The sequence below is a fragment of the Actinoplanes sp. NBRC 101535 genome, from assembly GCF_030269225.1.
Taxonomy (GTDB): Bacteria; Actinomycetota; Actinomycetes; order Mycobacteriales; family Micromonosporaceae; genus Actinoplanes; species Actinoplanes rectilineatus.
Window position 1 is genome coordinate 289,269 of sequence record NZ_BSSY01000009.1, and the last position, 15,310, is coordinate 304,578.

Genomic DNA, 15,310 nt, shown 5'->3' on the forward strand with positions numbered 1-15,310 from the left:
CGGAGAAGGCAGTGAGGAACATGCACGAGGGACACGGCGGGTTCGGCTGGAGCGGCGAGGGCCGCCGGCGCGGCTTCGGGTTCGGCCCGGGATTCCCCTTCGGCGGCCCCGGCGGGCCGGGCGGATTCCCGCCCGACTTCGGCCGGCACGGCCCCCGGCGGGGCGGACGCGGCGGCCGGCAGAGCGTGCGGCCGGCGATCCTGGCACTCCTTCTCGAGCGGCCGATGCACGGCTACGAGATGATCCAGGAGCTGGACGCCCGCACCAACGGCATCTGGCGCCCCAGCCCCGGCTCGGTCTACCCGACCCTGCAGCTCCTGGAGGACGAGGGCAAGATCGAGGCCACCGCCGACGGCAGCCGCAAGAGCTTCCAGCTCACCGACGAGGGCCGGGCCGAGGCCGAGGCCGCGGCGCAGAACCCGCCGTGGGCCCAGATCGGCGACGAGACGATGAATCAGGTGCAGGACTTCCGCGACGCGGCAGTCGGCATCATGAGCGCGCTCAAGCAGGTCGGCTTCAGCGGCACGCCGGAGCAGCGGCAGAAGGCGCTCGAGGTGCTCAACGACACCAAGCGCAAGCTGTACGCCATCCTCGCCGACAGCGAGTGACGGTCACGTCCCGCGCGCCCGTCTCCCCACGGGCGCGCCGGGACCGGCGGATGACGGAGACGACCGTGATCGTGGCGAGCCCGGCATGGTGGTGGCCGACCGCTCGGAGGCGCTCCGGCAGCGAGAGTGCTTCCGGCGTACAGGAGAAGAAAGCGCAAGAGAAAGGCCCCACGCCGGTGCAGCGCGGGGCCTTTCCTCAGGAACCGGTCAGTGCACGGTGACCGTCGGGCCGGGAAGCAGCTCGCGGAGCTCGTCGGGCAGCTCGGCGCCCATCTCGTCGGCGAGGCGCAGAGCCTCCTCGACGAGGGTCTCCACGATGATCGACTCGGGGACGGTCTTGATGACCTTGCCCTTGACGAAGATCTGGCCCTTGCCGTTGCCGGACGCCACGCCCAGGTCGGCCTCGCGGGCCTCACCGGGACCGTTGACGACGCAACCCATCACGGCGACGCGCAGCGGCACCGGGAAGCCCTCGAGAGCCGCGGTGACCTGCTCGGCCAGGGTGTAGACGTCGACCTGCGCGCGACCGCAGGACGGGCAGGACACGATCTCCAGCCCGCGCTCACGCAGACCGAGGGACTCGAGGATCTGCTGACCGACCTTGATCTCCTCGACCGGCGGGGCGGAGAGCGACACCCGGATGGTGTCGCCGATGCCCTCGGCGAGCAGGGCGCCGAACGCCACCGCCGACTTGATCGTGCCCTGGAAGGCCGGGCCGGCCTCGGTCACGCCCAGGTGCAGCGGGTAGTCGCACTGCTCGGCGAGCTGCCGGTAGGCGCGGATCATCACGACCGGGTCGTTGTGCTTGACCGAGATCTTGATGTCGCGGAACCCGTGCTCCTCGAACAGGGAGCACTCCCAGAGAGCCGACTCGACCAGCGCCTCGGCGGTGGCCTTGCCGTACTTCTCCAGCAGACGCTTGTCGAGCGAACCGGCGTTGACGCCGATCCGGATCGGGGTGCCGGTCTCGGAGGCCGCCTTGGCGATCTCCTTCACCTTGTCGTCGAACTGGCGGATGTTGCCCGGGTTGACCCGGACCGCCGCACAGCCCGCGTCGATCGCGGCGAAGACGTACTTCGGCTGGAAGTGGATGTCGGCGATCACCGGGATCTGCGACTTCTTGGCGATCGCGGGCAGCGCCAGGACGTCGTCCTGCGACGGGACGGCGACCCGGACGATCTGGCAGCCGGACGCCGTGAGCTCGGCGATCTGCTGCAGCGTGGCGTTGATGTCGGAGGTCAGCGTCGTGGTCATGGACTGGACGCTGACGGGGGCGCCGCCACCGACCAGGACCCCACCGACGTTGATCTGCCGGCTCTTGCGGCGCGGGGCCAGCGGCGGCGGGGGGAGGGCGGGCATTCCCAGACTGACAGCAGTCATCTCACTCACTTGAAGATCGTAATGGGGTTGATGATGTCCGCGGTGACTGTCAACAGGGTAAACGCGCCACCGATGAGGATGACCGCATATGTGACGGGCATCAGCTTGTAGTAGTCGACGCGTCCCGGGTCGGGGCGACGGAAGCGCACGTAGAGCCAGGAGCGGACTCGCTCGAACCAGGCGATCGCGATGTGACCGCCGTCGAGGGGCAGCAGCGGCAGCAGGTTGAAGATGCCGATGAAGATGTTCAGCGAGATGAAGACCTGCCAGAAGACCTCGGGTACGCCCTTCTCGATGGCCTCGCCACCGATCCGGCTGGCGCCGACGACGCTGATCGGGGTGTCCGGGTCGCGCTCGTCACCGGTGATCGAGTGCCACAGGGCGGGCACCTTCTCCGGGATCCGGGCCATCGCCTTGAACGAGCCCTTCACGATGTACCAGCTGAAGTCGCCGGCGGCGGGGACCGCGGTGAGCGGGTTGTAGTGCAGGACCGAGGGCGCGTCGGTGGTCCAGCTGATGCCGGCGACCGAGACCTGCGAGACCGGGCCGTCGGCGTCCTCGACCGGCGTGCGCTCGGCGGTGACCAGGTCGACCGTGGCGGTGGCGGTCTGGCCGGCCCGCACGTACTCGAACGGGGTGGCGCCGGCGGCCGAGGCGCGGATCGCGTCGGTCAGCTCGCCGTAGTTGGCCACCGCGGTGCTGCCGACCTTGGTGATCAGGTCGCCGGTCTGCAGGCCGGCCGCCTTGGCGGGGGCGGCGAGCGCGCTGCCGGTGCCGGGCACGCAGTCGGCGGCGGTGTCGTCGAGCTTGGTCCGGATGCAGTCGCCGACGTAGATCATCGCGGGGGCGGCCCGCTGCGCGTCGGCGGTCTGCGGGATGTCGGTGTTGGGCAGGCCGACGGTGGCGGCCATGCCCCACGCGCCGACCAGCGCGAGCAGGAAATGGGTGACGGAGCCGGCGCCCATCACGATCGTCCGCTTCCAGACCGGGAAGCGCCACATCGCGCGGTGCTGGTCCTCGGGGGCGACGTCGTCGTCCTGCGGCGTCATGCCGACGATCTTGCAGAAGCCGCCGAGCGGGATGAGCTTGAGACCGTATTCGGTCTCACCGCGCTTGAACGAGAAGATCGTCGGGCCGAAGCCGACGAAGTACTGCGTCACCTTCATCCCGAAACGCTTGCCGGTGATCATGTGGCCGAGTTCGTGCAGGCTCACCGAGATCAGGATGGTCAGCGCGAACGCCGCCGCACCAAGCCAGAACAGCATCAGGCTCCTTCAGCCACAGTCGCGATCGTCCGCTGCGCCTGGGCACGGGCCCACGACTCGGCGGCAAGCACGTCTTCGACGGTACCCGGCTCCGCGAAATCGGGGGCCGCCGCCAGCACCCGTTCCAGGGTGTCGACGATGCCCAAGAAAGGTAGCCGACCGGAGACGAACGCGGCCACACACTCTTCGTTGGCCGCGTTGAAGACGGCCGGCCGGCAATGACCGATCCGGCCCGCCTCCTTGGCCAGCTCGACCGCCGGGAAGGCCTCGGTGTCGAGCGGCCGGAACTCCCAGTTGTGCGCGAGCGTCCAGTCGACCGGGGTCGCCGCCTCCGGCACCCGGTCCGGCCAGGCCAGGCCGAGCGCGATCGGCAGCCGCATGTCCGGTGGGCTGGCCTGCGCGAGGGTGGAACCGTCGGTGAACTCGACCATCGAGTGGATCACCGATTGCGGGTGGACCGTCACCTCGATGTCGTCGTACGAGATGCCGAACAGCTCATGCGCCTCGATCACCTCGAGGGCCTTGTTCACCAGGTTCGCCGTGTTGATGGTGACCACCGGCCCCATGTCCCAGGTCGGGTGCTTGAGCGCCTCGTCGACCGTGACGTTCGCCAGCTCCTCGCGGCGGCGCCCGCGGAACGCTCCCCCGCTGGCGGTCAGGATCAGCCGGCGCACCTCACGGTCGGTGCCGCCGCGCAGGCACTGGGCGAGCGCCGAGTGCTCGGAGTCGACCGGGACGATCTGTCCCGGCTTCGCGATCCGGCGCACCAGCGGGCCGCCGGCGACCAGCGACTCCTTGTTGGCGAGGGCGAGGATCCGGCCCTCCTCCAGCGCCGCCAGGGTGGGCGCGAGCCCGAGGCTGCCGACCACGCCGTTGAGCACCACGTCGGCCGGGTGCCGGGCCAGCTCGGTCATCGCGTCCGGGCCGGCAACGATCTTGGGAAGCTTGAAGTCACCGGTGGCCCAGCCGCGTTTCTGCGCCTCGGCGTAGAACGCGAGCTGCAGGTCCTGGACGACCGACGACCGGGCCACGCCGACCACCTCGACGCCCAGCTCGAGGGCCTGCTCGGCGAGCAGGGGGACGTTGCCGCCGCCGGCGCCGAGCGCGACCACCCGGAACCGGTCGGGGTTGCGGCGGACGATGTCGATGGCCTGAGTGCCGATGGATCCGGTCGAGCCCAGCAGAACGAGGTCACGCATGTGGACCATCTTTCCGTAGTGGGTAAAGGCACCCCATGCGGGACCTCTTCCGGCCGTTGAAGGGGCGTGACGTCTCTCTTCACGCCGCGGCCGTCACTTTCTACGCCGGTATCGCGGTGGTGCCGGTCGCGTTGCTGGCGATCTGGCTGACCGGGCTGGCAATATCCGAAAAAATAGTTCTTGAATTGACAAACAGGACACTTTCCGCCCTGCCGGATGCGATCGGCGCGCCCGAGGCCCTCACGAAGCTGATCACCGCCGGACTCGGCCTGACGCCGCTGCAGGCCCTCGCCAGCCTGCTCCCGGCCACCCTCTACGGCGAGGGGCTGCGCCGCGCCTTCGTCTCGCTGCGGAAACCCGGCGAATCCCTGGTCGGCTGGCGCGGCCGGATCCTCTGGCTCCCGGTCCTGGCCGCCGCGCCCGCGCTGCTGCTGGCCTCGTTCCTCGCCCTGCCCACCACGAGCGGCTTCTGGGTCCGGGGCGGCTGGTGGTCGGTCCTCGGTGTGGTCCTGTCCTTCCTGTCCACCTGGCTGGTGCTGACACCGGTGGTGATCTGGGTGTACCGCTACATCGCCCCCGGCCGCCCACCCTGGCGCCCGACGATCCTGATCGGCTCGTTCACCGCGGCCAACCTCTCCGGCTTCCTGCACGGTTCCGTGCTGTTCTGCGCGCTGCCGCTGGACCTGGGTGTCCCGTTCGGTGGATTCACCGAGATCGGCGCGATGGTGGCGGTCGGCCTCTGGCTGTACCTCTTCCACCTGGTACTTCTGGCCGGGTTCGCGGTCACCCACACCGTCAAGACGTATTTATCGGACGATTCGCCGACTGAGCCGGACAGCCCCGCCGGGTAATCTCCGTCGCCATGACGCCCATTCCCGGCCGCGCCGACGTCGTGATCATCGGAGCCGGTCACAACTCCCTGGTCTCGGCGATCCTGCTGGCCCGTGCCGGCCTCGACGTCGTCGTCCTCGAGGCGGCCGGCCGGATCGGCGGGGCGACCCGCACCGAACGGCCGTTCGCCAAGGCACCGGGACTCGGCCAGTCCACCGGGTCCTACCTCCTCGGCCTGATGCCGCCGGAGCTGCTGAAAACCCTGGACGTGACGATCCCCACCCTGCGGCGTGACCCGCACTACTTCCTGCCGACACCGGGACCGGCCGGCTCGCCGTACCTGCTGTTCGGCCGGGACCGCGAGGACACCCGCCGGCAGATGGCGGAGTTCTTCTCGCCACGGGACGTGGCCGCCGACGAGGCGCTCGCCGTGGAGATCGCCGCGCTGCGGGCCGACCTGGCCCCCTCCTGGCTGGAGGAACCCGGCTCGGTGGAGGAGATCGCCGACCGGCACATCCGTCCCCAGCTGCAGAGCACCTTCCTCGACCTGGTGCGCGGCTCGGTCGTCGACTACCTGGCCCGGTTCGGCTTCAAGAGCGACCTTCTCACCGCGATGTACGTGGTGACCGACGGCCTCTCCGGCCTCAACGCCGGCCCCGACGACCCCGGCACCGGCCACAACTTCCTGGTGCACAACATGTGCCGGCTGCCCGGCGCGGACGGCACCTGGATGATCGCCGAGGGCGGGATGGGCACCGTGTCGCGGATCTTCGCGGAGACGGCCCGCGCCGCGGGCGCCCGGATCTTCACGGACGCCGAGGTCACCGCGGTCACCGTCGACAACCGCGCGGTCGGTGGCGTGGTGCTCGCGGACGGCCGTTCGATCACCGCACGCGTGGTTCTGGGCGGCTGCGACCCGTACCGGCTGATGAGCCTCGTGCCGGACGGCGCGCTGCCCACCGCGCTCACCGACCGGATGGCGGCGGCCCGCCGGACAGGGACCACCCTCAAACTCAACCTGGCGCTGCGCGACCTGCCGCGGTTCTCGTGCCTGCCGGCGGACGCGCCGTCGCCGTTCGGCTCCACCATCCACCTGCTGCCCGGCGAGGCCCCGATGGAGTCGGTGCGCCGGATGTGGTCCGAGGTGCAGGCCGGCCGCCTCCCCGCGGAGCCGACCGTCGAGTGGTACCTGCACACCACCGTCGACGAGTCCCTGCGCGACGCGGACGGGAACCACTCGTCGGCGCTGTTCGTGCAGTCGGTGCCCTACCAGCCGGCCGACGGGTCCTGGGACGATCTCCTGCCCGGCTACGTGGATCAGCTGCTGGCGCTCTGCGACCGCTACGCGCCGGGCACGTCCGACCTGGTCGTCGACGTGATGCCGCTGACCCCGCCGGGCATCGAGAAGCACTTCGGCATCACCGGCGGGCACATCCACCACGTCGACAACACGGTCGCCTTCGACCAGCGGATGCCCTACGCGACCGGACTCGACGGCCTCTACGCCGGGTCAGCCGGGGCGCATCCGGCCGGCAGCGTCATCGGTGCAGCCGGCCACAACGCGGCGATCAAGATCCTTCAAGACCTTTAAGGGGTACGCGCTACCCGCCCCGTCCTCGCGAAAGAGGCGATCCGGGGCCGCACACCAACCGCCCACTCCCCCTCAACCCATCCGTGTGTTGATTTCGGGCGCCCTGGACGCCCGAATTCACCACACCCCAAGCAGCGTGTTGATTTCGGGCGCTGTGAACGCCGCAAATCAACACACCCCAAGCGGTGTGGTGAATTCGGGCGCTGTGGGCGCCGCAAATCACCACACCCCAAGCGGTGTGGTGAATTCGGGCGCTGTGGACGCCGCAAATCAACACACGGGTTTGGCGGGGGCTGCTGCGGGCGGTGCTGCCGGTGGAGGCTTAGGGACGGGGCGTCCAGCGCCGCACGACTGTGCTGTGGACGGCCCCGCCCGTACATGAAGAAGGTTTTGACCTAGCTGTTCTTCTCGGCACGGATCTTGTGGCCGACGCTGGTGAGGCAGCGGCCGCTGGGCAGATCGAACTTCCAGCCGTGCAGCTGGCAGGTCAGCACGTTGCCCTCCACGATCCCGAACCGGGACAGGTCCGCCTTGAGGTGCGGGCAGCGGCGCTGCACGGTCCAGTCGTCGAACTGGATGTCCTCGGCGTCGACGGCCTTCTCGTGCTCGTCGTACCAACCCTCGGCGTACTGCAGGCGCTCCTCGGAGAGGCACTTGAAGAACGCGTAGACGAACTCGTTGTACTGCCCGATCCGGGCCGCGGAGAAGCGGCAGGACAGGAAGAGCGAGTTCACCCAGTCGCCCTCGTCGATGAAGATCAGGTGCTCGATCAGCTCCCGCTGCGTGCGGAAGCGGTAGCGCACCTTCTCGTCGGCGTAGGGCCGCACCTGCTTGCCGGGGAAGTCGACCACGATCGACTCGACCTCGTCGCCGTCGTAGGAGACCAGGTCGAAGCGGACCGGGCCGCCGACGCCCTTCGCCAGGTAGATCGACTCCTCGAGCAGAGGCTCGATCCGCTTCTTCAGCTCGCCCAGCACGTCGATCTCCGGGTGCCGCCAGGACGCCTTCTCGGCGGCGATGATCGGGGCCTTGCGGACCCGCATCTCCTCGAGGTGCTGCTTCTTGTTGGCGAAGAACTCGTCGACCGGCGTCGGGTGCTCGGTGGTCTGCGTGGCGCCGCCGTCGGTCAGCACCGTCACACTGCCCGGAAGCTGCACGACGGCGTTGGTGCCACCGACCTTCGCGTACTCCGAGAGGAAGACCGACTGGTCGGGGAAGATGTTGCCCTCGTCGCCGAAGATGTCGTTGAACTGCCACAACTCGTCGTCGAGGAAGCACGGCGGGCCGGCGATCGGGAAGACGTGGTCCGCCTTCAGGTCGTCGATGTACCGCCAGGTGCGGTCGAACTGCCGCTCCCGCTTCTGCTTGCCGAACGCCCGTTTCGCGTTCTCCGGCAGCTCGTAGACCATCGGGTACCAGATCGCGCCGGAGAACTGCAGCAGGTGCGCGTGCACGTGGCCCAGCTCGGCGAAACGCTGCAGGTCGGTGGGGCGGGCGTCGTTCTGGTTCAGCACCCGGATGCCGTCGTGCTCGACCCAGAGCGACGAGTCACCGATCGGACCGTCGGTCGGGCTGATCAGCGCCTGGATCATCACCTTCAGGCCGCCGTCGAGCTCGTGCACCTCGTCCGACCTGGTCCGCAGGAAACTCTTGAAGCCCAGCTCCCGCAGCTCGTCCTCGAGCTCGCTCGTCGGGTACTCCGGCAGCAGGACGGTCGCCTTCTTACTGATGAACCTCTTCAGGTGCTCCGCGTCGAAGTGGTCCCGGTGCAGGTGCGAGACGTACAGGTAGTCGCAGTCCCCCAGCGTCTCCCAGTCCAGCTGGGAGTTGTCGGGGAACGGGAACCACGAGGCGAAGTACGCCGGATTCACCCACGGGTCGCACAGAATGCTGCCGGCGGCGGTGTCGATGCGCATGCTCGCATGGCCGGTGCCCGTGATCCGCACTAGATCGCTCCTCAATCTCGGCTTCTGACCGTGCCTGCGCCGGGCCGCGCGGAGCGCGACGCCGCGCTGGCACGCCTTGAAAGTACAACCGGGTTGCCGGGTGCCGCCCGCCGACCCCGTGACACACTGGTTTCCGCGTTACACCATCGACGAGGAGGATGCCACCGTGGCTGCGGATGAACACCACGAGGTTTACGCGCCCGACCAGCTGAAGCCGGGCAACCGGAAGCGGGCCCAGCGCGGGGCACTCATCTCCGCGGTGATCATGCTGATGTTCTTCTGGGGCAACCAGCAGGGCAACACCGAGAAGGTGTGGCTCGTGGTGGCCGCGGTGCTGCTCGTCGCCGCCATCGTCGGCGATGTGATCCTGCGCAAGGCCGGTCTGCGCCCGAACGACCAGTAGCTCTGCCGGATGACAAAGAGGGGGCCGTCGGCCCCCTCTTCACTGTCTGTCCGGCCGTCACCGGTGGCGCAGCAGGATGTCCTTGACCTCGCGCAGTGCGGCGTCGACCTCGGCCTCGAAGTAGCCGTTCGGCACCAGACCGAACTGCAGCATGTCGAGGTCGTTCTCGTTCACCGGCATCGGGCCGCGGCCGGTCATCGCCTGCAGGATGCCCTCGAACAGCCGGTCCACCTGCGACGGGTCGTACCCACTGCCGAAGCGCCGCGGCTGGAACGTGCGGCGCAGCTGGTCGACGCGGTACAACTCGCCTCCCGGCTCGCCCAGCGGCGGGCCGAACTGCTGCTGCTGAGGCTGCTGCGGAGGAGGCGGGCCGCCGTAGCCCCCACCCATCGGCGGACCGCTCATCGGTGCGTTCGCCATCGGGCCGGGGCCCTGCTGACCCGGCATCGGGCCCTGCGGCATCGGCGGGCCGCCGTAACCACGGGGGTCACGCTCACGCTCGGGCATCCGGATCTCGGCCGTCATGTCGGCCTTGCCGTGCCGGCCGGGCTCGTAACCGCCCTGGTCGTAACCCGGGTCGTAGCCGCCCTGGTCGTAACCGGGCTGCTGGTCGTAGCCGCCCGGGTCGTAACCCGGCGGGGGACCCGGACGCTGCGGGGGCTGCTGCGGCGGTTGCTGCTGGCCGTAGGGCGGCTCGTCGTAGCGACCGCCGTACGGGTCCGGCGGCGGCATCTGCTGCTGACGCTGCGGCATCTGCGGCGGCATCATCCGGTCGTCGCGCGACGGCATCTGGATGCGCTCGGTCGGCGGCGCCGCCCGGTTCATCGGCTGGCCCTGCCCCTGACCCTGCCCCGGGCCGGGACCGGGGCCGCCGGGACCACCGGGTCCGCCGGGGCCGGGACCCATGCCCATGCCGACCGGCTGGCCCATCCGGTCGGGCGGGCCCATCCGGTCCGGGGGGCCCATGCGATCAGGCGGACCCATCCGGTCGGGCGGGCCCATGCGATCCGGGGGGCCCATCCGGTCCGGACCGGGGCCGCCCATGCCGGGGCCGGGACCGCCGGGGCCGGGACCGCCCTGCCCCATCATCCCGGGCGGCGGTCCGGGCGGGCTCTGCGGCACCGCGGTGAGGCCACTGCGCATGGAGTCACGCATCGGATCAGCCGGGCGGCCGCCGCGCTCCTCGAACTCGGCGAGCTGACGCTCGACCCGGTCCAGGTGAAGGTCGACCTGCCACTCGTCATAGCCACCGAAACGCACGCGGAAGACGACGTCATGCACTTCCTGCGCACCGACCGGCGGGCCCACCTGCTCGCCGGCCAGGGTCGCCTCGACGCGGTCCAGGAAACCGTCGACCTCGTCGACCTTGTATCCCCGTCGTAGTGCACGCCTTCGGAAACGCTGCCCCTGACTCGTCACAACGTCTCCCACTCCGCTTGCTGGGACCTGAGCCCAGTCACTGTGCCACCTCCGCGTCGGCTGCGGCGCCCCCTGCGCTCGCTTGCGTCAGCTCGCCGGCGGCCAGCTGGCCGCATGCGCCGTCGATCTCCCGTCCCCGAGTGTCGCGCACCGTGGTCGACACGCCGGCCTCTCGTAGACGGCGGACGAACTCGCGCTCGACGGGTTTCGGGCTGGCATCCCACTTACTGCCCGGAGTCGGGTTGAGCGGGATGAGATTCACATGGGCCAGCTTGCCGTTCAGAAGGCGGGCGAGCAGGTCGGCACGCCAGGGCTGATCGTTTACGTCCCTGATCAGGGCGTATTCGATGGAAACCCGACGGCCGGTCTGCGCCGCGTAATCAAACGCGGCATCGAGCACCTCGGCCACCTTCCAACGCTGGTTGACGGGCACAAGCTCATCGCGCAGATCATCATCGGGGGCGTGCAGGGACAGCGCAAGAGTCACCGAGAGCTGTTCGGCCACCAACCGGCGCATTGCGGGCACCAAACCCACCGTGGACACCGTGATGTGCCGTTGTGAGAGGCCCAGGCCCTCCGGAGCAGGCGCGGTGAGCCGCCGAACCGCCTGGATGACCCGCGGATAGTTGGCCAGCGGCTCGCCCATGCCCATGAAGACCACGCGGGACAGCCGCGGGGGTGAACCGGTGACCGCACCGGACGCCGCCACCCCGGCCAGATAGACGACCTGGTCGACGATCTCGGCCACCGACAGGTTCCGCGTCAGGCCCTGCTGACCCGTTGCGCAGAACGGACAGGCCATGCCGCAACCGGCCTGACTCGAGACGCACGCTGTCACCCGATCGGGGTACCCCATCAGGACGCTCTCGACCAGGGCCCCGTCGTGCAGACGCCAGAGCGCCTTGCGGGTCGCGCCGTCGTCGCACTCCTGCTCACGGACCGCGGTGAGCAGGTTCGGCAGCAGGTCGGCGGTGATCCGGTCACGGGACGCCGCCGGGAGGTCGGTCATCTCGGCGGGATCGCGCACCAGGCGGCCGAAGTAGTGGGTGGAGAGCTGCTTCGCCCGGAACGCGGGCTCGCCGAGCTCGGTCACCGCGCTGCGCCGACCGGCGAGATCCAGGTCGGCGAGGTGGCGCGGGGGCATGCTCGGGCGACGGCGGGTCGTCACCGCGTCGGGCTGGTCGGGGCTGATCGGGATGACCGGAAGAATCGTCATGGCATATCCAGCTTCTCACGCCTGCCGAGGTGGTCGCCCACAGCTAGCTAGGGGCGATGATCGAGAACAGCAGGTAGGCGGTGGGAACGGCGAACAGGATCGAGTCCAGCCGGTCCATCAGGCCGCCGTGTCCGGGTAGCAGATTGCTCATGTCCTTGACGCCGAGGTCGCGCTTGAGCATGGACTCGGCGAGGTCGCCGAGAACCGCCACGACCGACATCACGGCACCGAAGATCAGGCCGAACCAGACCGGGATGTCGAGCAGGAAGAAGAGCAGGGCGGCGCTGCCGATCGCGGCTGCGGTCACCGATCCGGCGAAGCCCTCCCAGGACTTCTTCGGACTGATCTTCGGGGCCATCGGGTGTGCGCCGAGGAAGACGCCGGCGGCATACCCGCCGGTGTCGGAGAGCACCACGGCGACCAGGGTGCAGATCACCCGGAGGGCACCGTCCTCCGGCTGGACCAGCAGTGCCGCGAAGCTCAGCAGGAACGGCACGTACACCGCGGTCAGCACGGTGGGAGTGAAATCACGCCGGACCGCGGCGAGCCCGTCGGCCAGCCGCCACAGCACAGCGGCGCCGATAGTCACGACCAGGCCGAGGGTGAGCGCGTCCGGGCCGGCGTACCAGGCGAGGCCGGTCATCAGGACGCCGCCGCCGATCAGCGGGATCAGCGGCGGGTTGGCGCCCGATCGGGACAGGGCGCGCGCCATCTCCCAGACACCGACGGCGGCGGCCACGGCCACCACGCCGAGCAGCGCCTGACGCCAGATCAACAGGGAGACCAGGACCATCCCGCCCAGGCCGAGACCGACCCCGATGGCGGCCGGGAGGTTGCGGCCGGCGCGGCTGCCACCGGGCTTCTGGCCGCGCTTGGCTCGCCGCCGGCCCCGGACCTTGCCCTTCGGGCGGGACTCGTCGGTCCCGTCCTGCGGCTCGGGGGTCACCGGCGGTTCTTTCGTGACGGCCTGTTGATCCGCGTGCCAAGCTGGATTCGGGTATGCCGGGGCCGCCGGACTGCGCCGGGGATCGGCATACGGGTCCTCCGGAAGGCCGGGAGGGCCGTAGGCATACGGCGCCGGCACGTTGGTGTCGTCGCCGGAGGCCTGCCCGGCACGCGGATCGACGTAGGACATCAGACTTCGAGCAGCTCGGCTTCCTTGTGTTTGAGGAGCTCGTCGATGACGGCGACGTAGCGGTGCGTCACGTCGTCGAGCTCCTTCTCGCCGCGGCGGCCGTCGTCTTCGCCGGTCTCGCCGTCCTTGACCAGCTTGTCGATCTGCTCCTTGGCCTTGCGGCGCACGTTGCGGATCGCGACCTTGCCCTCTTCCGCCTTGCCCCGCGCCACCTTGATCATCTCGCGGCGGCGTTCCTCGGTCATCTGCGGCAGGTGGATGCGCAGCTGGTTGCCCTCGTTGTTCGGGTTGACCCCGAGGTCCGAGTCACGGATGGCGCGCTCGATCGGGCCCAACTGGGACGCATCGTAGGGCTTGACGATGACCATGCGCGGCTCCGGAACACCGACGGAGGCCATCTGCGTCACGGGAGTGGGAGCGCCGTAGTAGTCGACCACGATCTTGGAGAACATCGCCGGGGTCGCCCGGCCGGTGCGAATCGCGGCGAACTCCTCCTTGGCGTGCTCGACCGCGCTCTCCATCTTCTCCTCGGCCTCGAAGAGGGTTTCCTCGATCACCGGCTCTTCTCGCCTCCTTGCTGTCTTCGGTGGTGCGGGATGTGGGGACGTGGACGCGCTCAGGCGGTGATCAGGGTCCCGATCCGCTCGCCGGCACACGCACGCACGATGGTGTCGTCGCCCTCCGCACCGAAGACCAGCATCGGGAGCTTGTTCTCCTCGCAGAGGCTGAACGCGGCCTGGTCGGCCACCCGCAGTCCACGCTGCAGAAGCTCCTGGAAGGTGATGTTCTCCAGCTTGCGGGCGTCGGGGTCGACCCGCGGGTCGGCGGTGTAGACGCCGTCGACGCCGTTCTTGCTCATCAGGACCATGTCCGCGTGGATCTCCAGCGCGCGCTGGGCGGTCACCGTGTCGGTGGAGAAATACGGCATGCCCGCGCCGGCACCGAAGATGACGACCCGGCCCTTCTCGAGGTGACGGATCGCCCGCAGCGGAATGTAGGGCTCGGCGACCTGGGCCATCGTGATCGCGGTCTGCACCCGCGTCTCGATGCCCTCCTTCTCGAGGAAGTCCTGAAGCGCCAGGCAGTTCATCACCGTGCCCAGCATGCCCATGTAGTCGGCCCGGTTGCGGTCCATGCCCCGCTTCTGCAGCTCGGCGCCGCGGAAGAAGTTGCCGCCGCCGACCACCACGGCCACCTGGATGCCGCGGCGGTTGACCGTCGCGATCTGTCGTGCCAGCGCCTGGACGACGTCGGGGTCGACCCCGACCGCGCCACCGCCGAAAACCTCGCCGGAGAGTTTGAGAACGACCCGCCGTGGCCGCATGGTCGGCGGGTTCTGATCGTCAACCGTGGCGGACTGCTCGGTCACCATAGTCATGACCCGCCTTCCCTTCGTTTCTGCAGGAGACCTTATGCGACCGGGAGGCCGGACGCAGAACCGCGTGACCGACCTCCCGTGCCAATGATTGCGGAGCCTTACTCCTGACCGACCTCGTACCGGACGAAGCGGGTGATCTCGATGCCGGCCTCGGTAGCGACCTGCTTGACGGTCTTCTTGTTGTCGGTGACCGACGCCTGCTCGAACAGGACGAAGTCCTTGAAGAAGGAGTTCACCCGGCCCTCGATGATCTTGGGCAGCGCCTGCTCCGGCTTGCCCTCCTCACGAGCGGTCTGCTCGGCGACCCGGCGCTCGGTCTCGACGACCTCGGCCGGGACCTCCTCACGGGTGAGGTACTTCGGGCGCATCGCGGCGATCTGCATGCCGACCGCGCGGGCGTCCGCGTCACCGGCCTCGTCGGTCTTGCCCGCGTACTCCACCAGGACGCCGACCTGCGGCGGCAGGTCCTGCGCCTTGCGGTGCAGGTAGACGGCGACGGTGCCCTCGACAACCGTGAAGCGGTTCAGGACGATCTTCTCGCCGATCTTGGCGGCGTAGTCCTGGAGGGTGTCGGCGACGGTCTTGCCGTCCTCCAGCGTGGCGGCGAGCAGCGCCGCGGCGTCCGCGACGGCGTTCTTCTCGCCGAACTCGACCAGACGCTGACCCAGCTCGACGAAGTCGGGGGTCTTCGCGACGAAGTCGGTCTCGCAGTTGAGCTCGAGCAGCGCCTTGCCCGAGTGGGCGACGATGCCGTTGGCCGCGGTCCGGCCGGCGCGCTTGCCGACGTCCTTCGCACCCTTGATGCGGAGGAACTCGACAGCCTTGTCGAAGTCGCCATCCGCCTCGTCGAGCGCCTTCTTGCAGTCCATCATGCCGGCGGCGGTGAGGTCGCGGAGCTTCTTGACGTCCGCGGCGGTGAAGTTGGCCATGACTCTTCTC

14 protein-coding genes are annotated in these 15,310 nt (G+C 69.5%); 4 read left to right on the plus strand and 10 right to left on the minus strand.

Annotated elements, in window-relative coordinates; translation table 11 throughout:
• Positions 1–20: 20 nt before the first annotated feature.
• Positions 21–608 (plus strand): PadR family transcriptional regulator, encoded by a 588-nt coding sequence (locus tag QSK32_RS25710; RefSeq protein ID WP_285473412.1) that lies wholly within the window; start codon positions 21–23, stop codon positions 606–608.
• Positions 609–815: 207 nt separating this feature from the next.
• On the opposite strand, the gene ispG is transcribed toward QSK32_RS25710, so the two are convergent.
• From ispG to dxr, 3 genes are read right to left on the minus strand one after another with little or no spacing between them, the layout of a single operon-like run.
• Positions 816–1,988, minus strand: a complete 1,173-nt coding sequence (gene ispG / locus QSK32_RS25715; RefSeq protein WP_045741547.1) for a flavodoxin-dependent (E)-4-hydroxy-3-methylbut-2-enyl-diphosphate synthase — start codon at positions 1,986–1,988, stop codon at positions 816–818.
• A 5-nt stretch (positions 1,989–1,993) separates the two neighbouring features.
• Positions 1,994–3,253: a M50 family metallopeptidase gene (locus tag QSK32_RS25720; RefSeq protein WP_045741450.1), complete on the minus strand. Its 1,260-nt coding sequence runs from the start codon at positions 3,251–3,253 to the stop codon at positions 1,994–1,996.
• Complete coding sequence (dxr, locus tag QSK32_RS25725) at positions 3,253–4,461, minus strand: 1-deoxy-D-xylulose-5-phosphate reductoisomerase (protein ID WP_045741449.1); 1,209 nt, start codon at positions 4,459–4,461, stop codon at positions 3,253–3,255. The genes QSK32_RS25720 and dxr overlap by 1 nt, the downstream gene beginning before the upstream one ends.
• Positions 4,462–4,487: 26 nt before the next feature.
• Here dxr and QSK32_RS25730 point away from each other — a divergent pair, with 26 nt between their 5' ends.
• A complete protein-coding gene (locus tag QSK32_RS25730) occupies positions 4,488–5,303 on the plus strand; it encodes a YhjD/YihY/BrkB family envelope integrity protein (RefSeq protein WP_045741448.1) in 816 nt (271 codons plus the stop codon).
• Between the two features lie 11 nt (positions 5,304–5,314).
• Positions 5,315–6,874, plus strand: coding sequence for a phytoene desaturase family protein (locus tag QSK32_RS25735; RefSeq protein ID WP_285473383.1), 1,560 nt, complete (start codon positions 5,315–5,317; stop codon positions 6,872–6,874).
• A 395-nt stretch (positions 6,875–7,269) separates the two neighbouring features.
• On the opposite strand, the gene QSK32_RS25740 is transcribed toward QSK32_RS25735, so the two are convergent.
• Positions 7,270–8,820: a Rieske 2Fe-2S domain-containing protein gene (locus tag QSK32_RS25740; RefSeq protein ID WP_045741446.1), complete on the minus strand. Its 1,551-nt coding sequence runs from the start codon at positions 8,818–8,820 to the stop codon at positions 7,270–7,272.
• Between the two features lie 166 nt (positions 8,821–8,986).
• On the opposite strand from QSK32_RS25740, the gene QSK32_RS25745 reads away from it, so the two are divergent.
• Positions 8,987–9,223, plus strand: a complete 237-nt coding sequence (locus QSK32_RS25745; protein ID WP_045741546.1) for a DUF2631 domain-containing protein — start codon at positions 8,987–8,989, stop codon at positions 9,221–9,223.
• A 57-nt stretch (positions 9,224–9,280) separates the two neighbouring features.
• On the opposite strand, the gene QSK32_RS25750 is transcribed toward QSK32_RS25745, so the two are convergent.
• The 6 genes from QSK32_RS25750 to tsf form a co-directional block, all read right to left on the minus strand.
• Entirely contained in the window at positions 9,281–10,642 is a 1,362-nt protein-coding gene (locus QSK32_RS25750; RefSeq protein ID WP_285473384.1) for a DivIVA domain-containing protein, read from the minus strand.
• Between the two features lie 37 nt (positions 10,643–10,679).
• On the minus strand, positions 10,680–11,858 hold the full coding sequence (gene rlmN, locus QSK32_RS25755) for a dual-specificity RNA methyltransferase RlmN (protein ID WP_045741444.1): 1,179 nt from the start codon (positions 11,856–11,858) through the stop codon (positions 10,680–10,682).
• Positions 11,859–11,901: 43 nt separating this feature from the next.
• Complete coding sequence (locus tag QSK32_RS25760; protein ID WP_045741443.1) at positions 11,902–12,993, minus strand: phosphatidate cytidylyltransferase; 1,092 nt, start codon at positions 12,991–12,993, stop codon at positions 11,902–11,904.
• Positions 12,993–13,550, minus strand: a complete 558-nt coding sequence (gene frr, locus QSK32_RS25765; protein WP_045741442.1) for a ribosome recycling factor — start codon at positions 13,548–13,550, stop codon at positions 12,993–12,995. The genes QSK32_RS25760 and frr overlap by 1 nt, the downstream gene beginning before the upstream one ends.
• Positions 13,551–13,609: 59 nt before the next feature.
• On the minus strand, positions 13,610–14,317 hold the full coding sequence (gene pyrH, locus QSK32_RS25770; protein WP_245673880.1) for a UMP kinase: 708 nt from the start codon (positions 14,315–14,317) through the stop codon (positions 13,610–13,612).
• A 152-nt stretch (positions 14,318–14,469) separates the two neighbouring features.
• Positions 14,470–15,300, minus strand: coding sequence for a translation elongation factor Ts (gene tsf, locus QSK32_RS25775; protein ID WP_045741440.1), 831 nt, complete (start codon positions 15,298–15,300; stop codon positions 14,470–14,472).
• Positions 15,301–15,310 lie beyond the last annotated feature (10 nt).

Excerpts from the sequence above, each read along its gene's own strand:
- QSK32_RS25710 (WP_285473412.1), top strand. The coding sequence starts at position 21 with ATGCACGAGGGACACGGCGGGTTCGGCTGGAGCGGCGAGGGCCGCCGG.
- ispG (WP_045741547.1), bottom strand. The coding sequence starts at position 1,988 with ATGACTGCTGTCAGTCTGGGAATGCCCGCCCTCCCCCCGCCGCCGCTG.
- QSK32_RS25720 (WP_045741450.1), bottom strand. The coding sequence starts at position 3,253 with ATGCTGTTCTGGCTTGGTGCGGCGGCGTTCGCGCTGACCATCCTGATC.
- dxr (WP_045741449.1), bottom strand. The coding sequence starts at position 4,461 with ATGGTCCACATGCGTGACCTCGTTCTGCTGGGCTCGACCGGATCCATC.
- QSK32_RS25730 (WP_045741448.1), top strand. The coding sequence starts at position 4,488 with ATGCGGGACCTCTTCCGGCCGTTGAAGGGGCGTGACGTCTCTCTTCAC.
- QSK32_RS25735 (WP_285473383.1), top strand. The coding sequence starts at position 5,315 with ATGACGCCCATTCCCGGCCGCGCCGACGTCGTGATCATCGGAGCCGGT.
- rlmN (WP_045741444.1), bottom strand. The coding sequence starts at position 11,858 with ATGACGATTCTTCCGGTCATCCCGATCAGCCCCGACCAGCCCGACGCG.
- QSK32_RS25760 (WP_045741443.1), bottom strand. The coding sequence starts at position 12,993 with ATGTCCTACGTCGATCCGCGTGCCGGGCAGGCCTCCGGCGACGACACC.
- pyrH (WP_245673880.1), bottom strand. The coding sequence starts at position 14,317 with ATGCGGCCACGGCGGGTCGTTCTCAAACTCTCCGGCGAGGTTTTCGGC.
- tsf (WP_045741440.1), bottom strand. The coding sequence starts at position 15,300 with ATGGCCAACTTCACCGCCGCGGACGTCAAGAAGCTCCGCGACCTCACC.